5 protein-coding genes and 1 pseudogene are annotated in these 5,336 nt (G+C 47.2%); 4 read left to right on the forward strand and 2 right to left on the reverse strand.

What is annotated here, in order from left to right:
* The 4 genes and pseudogenes from V6C07_RS12055 to V6C07_RS12070 all read left to right on the forward strand — a co-directional run.
* Positions 1-349: pseudogene (locus V6C07_RS12055) on the forward strand (glutamate--tRNA ligase); the annotation flags it as partial.
* A gap of 105 nt (positions 350-454) precedes the next feature.
* A complete protein-coding gene (locus tag V6C07_RS12060) occupies positions 455-1,243 on the forward strand; it encodes a glycosyltransferase (RefSeq protein WP_333536724.1) in 789 nt (262 codons plus the stop codon).
* Positions 1,244-1,296: 53 nt separating this feature from the next.
* Positions 1,297-2,808, forward strand: coding sequence for a hypothetical protein (locus V6C07_RS12065; protein WP_333536725.1), 1,512 nt, complete (start codon positions 1,297-1,299; stop codon positions 2,806-2,808).
* Positions 2,805-3,872 (forward strand): radical SAM protein, encoded by a 1,068-nt coding sequence (locus V6C07_RS12070; protein ID WP_333536726.1) that lies wholly within the window; start codon positions 2,805-2,807, stop codon positions 3,870-3,872. The genes V6C07_RS12065 and V6C07_RS12070 overlap by 4 nt, the downstream gene beginning before the upstream one ends.
* Before the next feature lie 90 nt (positions 3,873-3,962).
* On the opposite strand, the gene fliR is transcribed toward V6C07_RS12070, so the two are convergent.
* Positions 3,963-4,754 (reverse strand): flagellar biosynthetic protein FliR, encoded by a 792-nt coding sequence (gene fliR, locus V6C07_RS12075; protein WP_333536728.1) that lies wholly within the window; start codon positions 4,752-4,754, stop codon positions 3,963-3,965.
* A 377-nt stretch (positions 4,755-5,131) separates the two neighbouring features.
* Positions 5,132-5,336, reverse strand: a 205-nt coding sequence (locus tag V6C07_RS12080) for a hypothetical protein (protein WP_333536729.1), incomplete at its 5' end; no start/stop codon positions are given.

The following is a 5,336-nucleotide window of genomic DNA, read 5'->3' on the forward strand; positions in this document are numbered from 1 at the left end:
GCGTGCCAACAACCTCAAGGCCCTGGCCGAAAGCTTCCGCCCCCTGCTGGTCACTGCGGCAGAACTTGAATTTGCTGAAAAAGACGCCGCCAAACATCTGACGGAAGCGGGCAAGGCCCATCTGACGGCCCTGGCCGCCGTATTCGCGGCCTGCGAACCCTTTGCGGCCGAAAGCCTTGAGGCTGCCCTCAACGCCTACGTGGCTGACAACGGCCTCAAATTCAAAGAGGTGGCCCCGCCCCTGCGCACTGCCCTTATGGGCTTTATGGGCGGCTCGCACCTGAACGAAATCATGGCTTTTCTCGGCAGGGACGAAACCCTGGCCCGTCTGAAAAAAGCGGCGGGGTAAGGCTCGCAAAAGCGCGAAGGTGACGCCTCTGAGCTGTCAGAACAGCAGTCCTTCCCCTGATTTTCATATGATACTGGAAACAGATCGAAAATTGACAGGAGAACGATGATGGACGCTTCTGTGAGTATTCTTTATATTACGTATAATAGACTGGCGTATACGAAAGTAACGCTTCCGGCCCTCGTTGAAAATGCAGGGGCGAATTTTGAACTGACCATTGTCGATAATGGGTCCACAGATGGCACGGTAGATTACCTGCGCGAATTTGCAAGGCGTCATCGTAAGCAGATTAAGCATGTTTTTTTTCTTGAAAAAAATATGGGTATTTCTACTCCAACCAACGCTTTTTGGCGTACTTCAAATGCCGAATTTTTGGGTAAGGTTGATAATGATACCCTAGTGCCACGCAATTGGCTCAAGCGACTTTTAGAAGCCCATCAACGTGTGCCGGATCTCGGGGTTATTGGCGGTTTTCATTTTAACCTAGGGTATGTGGATGTTCCAGCTCTGGAAAAACGGGTCGTTTCTGTGGACGGAGTCCAATTGATCCCCGATGCGTATATTGGAGGGTGTTGCTATCTTTTTCGACGGAGCCTGCAGCGTTTAATTGGGGATCTCGCTATCAGTCCCCAAAAAACTCTTGGGTGGACAGGTTACCAAAAAGAAATTTTCCGACGAGGTTACATAAATGGCTATCTCTACCCGCTGCTGCAAGTAGAGCATTTTGACGATCCGCTTGATCCGCACAACTGTTCTTTGGGGATTCACAGGGATGCGTCGCTGCACTCTTTTGGCGATAAAGGGATAGCTTTGGATCGCAGAGAAATTCTTGCTTGGTATGTACGCGATGCGGCTCGTGTCGTTTCAGGGATTTCGTTGAAGGAAATTCTCTAATAACCTTACTGGTTGATTAGCAGCCCGAAAAAATTAAACAGGGTGAATGTGCTATGAGCCAAAAGTGCCAAAAAGGTTTTGCTGTTTCAATTATTGGGAAAGCAAGAACCTTTGACGATATTGCAATTCCATTACACCTCGCGCTACGCAGGCTTGGGCATAGCACCTCGCTTATTCGGAACAGCCTTGATCCAGAAAAAATAAATATTGTTTTTGGTCTTTTTAATCTCTCCGAAGATGAAATATCATCCTTACCAGAAAATATTATTATTTATAATCTGGAACAACTGATTGAAGGCAGCAAAGGACTCTATCCTGCCTATATAAAAGCCTGTTCACGTTTTGAAGTTTGGGATTATAGCAGAGAAAATATTAAGCGGTTTGAAGCAAAGTTCGGCATCACAGGCGTGCGGCATGTTCCGTTTGGGTATTGCCCAGAAATGACCCGTATCGATCCATGCTATCCTAAAGATATTGATGTGTTGTTGTATGGGGCGATGAATGAGCGTCGCGTATCGCTCATTAAGAAGTTACGCGCTGCTGGTGTGAATGCTTTAGGTTTTGATGGAGTTTTCGGGCTGCACAGAGATATTTTAATAGCTCGTTCAAAGATAGTCTTAAATGTCCATTACTACATCCCTGGAATTCAGGAGATTATACGCTTGGGATATTTATGGGCAAACAGAAAATGTGTCGTATGCGAATGCAATGTAGACACAGAGGTGCATGAGGGGTTTGAAAGTGCCTGCATCTACGCGCCGTACGAACAGCTAGAGGAAAAGGTTATAGATCTTCTCCAGCGACCAAGAGCAATTATGGCTATGGAAAAGGCAGCTTTTTTGCAGTTTGGTCGTAATGCCTATGAAGAGATACTCAGAACCGTCGTGGGCACGGGGGAGGCCCAGCCCAAGGTGTTTGCCCCCATGCCGACTTTTCTTAATGTCGGTTCTGGGAAGGATTTTTTGACTCAAGCTATTAATGTGGATATTTCCGCACGTTGGAACCCGGATATTGTTTTGGATATATCGCGGCCGTTGGATTCAGAGATTACTTATGAAACTAGTCGGTTTGGGGCAGTGCAAATCAAGCCGGGGATGTTTAGAAATATCCGGTTGTTTGATGTTCTCGAGCACGTAGAAGACGTGTTGACTACCATGAGCAATTTGTTGGCGCTACTCGGAGATGGCGGTGTTCTGCACATTTGTGTCCCTTACGAGCTTGGACTTGGCGCCTGGCAGGACCCGACCCATCGACACGCCTTCAATGAAAACAGTTGGCTCTATTATACAGAATGGCATTGGTATTCAGGGTGGCGTGAAGCTCGTTTTGATCTTGAAGGCTGCCAGTACAAGCTGTCTTCAGTGGGAAAAGACATGCGCAAGGCCGGCATCGCAATGGATGTTGTTTTGCGCACGCCCCGAGCGGTGGACGCTATGGAAGTTCAACTGCGAAAAAGAGCCACAACGTTTGATGAAAAGACCATGTTTGACCGACAATCCCGCGCTTGCTACTCCAAGGCTCAGCCCCAGTGGGCAACGCAAGATTTCGGTGAAACTGAGTTGTGATCGAAGATGAAATGATTTTGTTTTTTATGGTTTTTCAGGCGATATCTTTTTATATTTTTAACAATAAAGTTACCCTAAATGGGCATATTATGCCAGATAAAAAAGAGAATTTTCTTCCCTCAAGTGTTTGGCCTGATCAAGACAGCGCCCATGCAGCTGTGATTGATCTTATAGACGCGTGCAATTTAAGGTGCCCTGAATGTGTTCGTGGTTCTCGAACTATGAAAAATTCTTCAGGTAAAATGGATTTAGAGTTATTTAAAAGAATATGCAGTAAGCTTATTAAAGAAGGCATAGATAAGGTCTATTTGTATAATTGGACAGAGCCTTTTCTAAATAGGGATATCGCATCATTCATTCGGGTTGCAAAGTTCTTTGGTTTAAAAACAGTGATTTCGTCTAATTTTTCTGTATGTAATGCTCCTATCCAAGAAGCTTTTGGGGCGGGCCTCGATGAGTTGATTGTCTCTGTTAGTGGGTTTTCAAATAAGATCCAACAAATATACCATAGAGGATCCAATGTTGAAGTTGTTAAAAATAATTTGCGGCTGGTAGGATCAAATAAAGAATTTGTAAGTAAAACAAAAATAAAATACTTGTTATTTGATTATAATCAGAATGAATCATTTCTGATGTGTCAATTTGCTAAAATGCTAGGTATGCATTTTTTTGTTACAAAAGCATGTGGTGATCCATTAAAATGTAAAAATGTAGCGAAAACGTCTGTAACGTTTAAAGAGAAGAGGTCTGTTATAATTGATGATGTTGAAAATGTTGAATATATAAGGTATGTTGCTGAAAGGTTCTCCGCAAAAGATGGACATATGTGCCTAGTTGGAATCAGCCCGACTATAGATTTTATGGGAAATGTATATTTGTGCTGTGATCGTCCAAACTTAAAAGTGTTTCATTTGGGAAAATATCTTGAGATGTCAGTTGAAGAGATGCTTTTGAAAAAATATTTACACCCTGAATGCAAAAACTGTACATCTACAAAGTTCTGTAAGCTATCTGTGCCGCAAGAGGCGGCGATGATGAACGCTCTTTTTAAGCCCGGTGTGTAATATTTGAAAAAAGTGTCGCAAGGTTAATTAAAGACAAAAACCTGCGCTGGCGTCTGCTCCCACAGTTGCAGGACAGGTTTTTTGTAAGTGCTACTGATACAGCGCGCTCATGGAGCGCAGCAGATTGATGAACAGGCCGTCCAGCCCCAGAACGAAGGTTTCCACATGGTCGGCCATGATGACCAGCAGCAGGCCCACAAAGAAAAAGCCCACGCCGATCTTGGCCGGAAAGCCGAACTCCATAATATGAATCTGGGGTGACGTTCGGGCTACAAGGCCCAGCGCCACCTCGACCATAAACAGCGCCACCATGACCGGGGCCGCGATCTGCAGGGCCAGCACAAACATCTGCGCGGCCAGGTGCAGTATCTGCCACAGAATGTTGGATCCGATGAACAGCGCCCCCGGCGGCACTATCTTGAACGATGCCGCAAAGCCCTTGATCATGTACAGATGCCCGTCCAGGGCCAGAAAAGTCAGCAGCGACACCATCCAGAGAAAAAACGCCGTAATGCCGGTCTGGTTTCCTGTGAGCGGGTCCGCAAAGTTGATCATGGTAAAGCCCATCTGGAATCCCAGCAGTTCTCCCCCCGCCTGAATGCCCATAAACAGAAAATTGACGGCCATGCCCAGCACAAGGCCAAGCACCGCTTCGCCCAGAACCATGAGCACGAGATCAAAGGGATGCGCGGGCATGTAGCTGCCCGGCAGGGCCAGATGCGGCCACACGCCCAGTGTAAACACAAGGGTTACGGCGGCTTTGACCTGAATGGGAATGTTGTTTGTGGAAAAAACAGGCAGCATGAACATGACGATGCTTACGCGCATCATGGTCAGTATGAGGCTCAGAACCTCGGCCTGGTTATATCCGAACACGTCCATGCGTGTTGTTATGCAAGATGATTGCCAAAATTGTAAATAGCGGGCTCAGGCTGGTCAGCTTGCTGGCTGGTCCATTGCGCTACATGCGTATTGTGAGCGGCACAGGAAAAAACGGCATTTCCCTGGCCGCGAAGTTTGTTGAGAAAGCGGGCAGGATGTTGCGTCGACAGGACAAGAGTCGAGAAACTTCGTCGGTGGGCAAGCAGTCGAGATGTCTTGCCGTTGGACCAATATGCCGAAGTGCCATGCCCTGGAGCATTTTCACTTTGAAACTGCTCTGGCGGCTGCATGAGTAAGCGCGATGTATTTGTGCTGGTAAAATCCGAAGCGGGCGTGTCTTAAACTTTGAGCATGTCCATTCTCAAAATTAATCTGCTTTACTGTTCGTGCGGAGCCTTTGTGCCTGAACGCCCCGTCATGCCCTTGGGCTGCTGGTGGCGCAGCCCGTGAAAAACCCAGGCTGCCAGCAGGGCCACCAGCAACGAGGCAGTAAGCAGCACCGTGCTGTGGGCTGCCGAAAAGGCCAGCCGCGCCGCGTGGGCAATGCTTTCACCTCTGGGGCCGCCCGCCAGTTCCGCAGCG

This window comes from Desulfovibrio sp. 1214_IL3152 (assembly GCF_036763055.1).
GTDB lineage: Bacteria > Desulfobacterota > Desulfovibrionia > Desulfovibrionales > Desulfovibrionaceae > Desulfovibrio.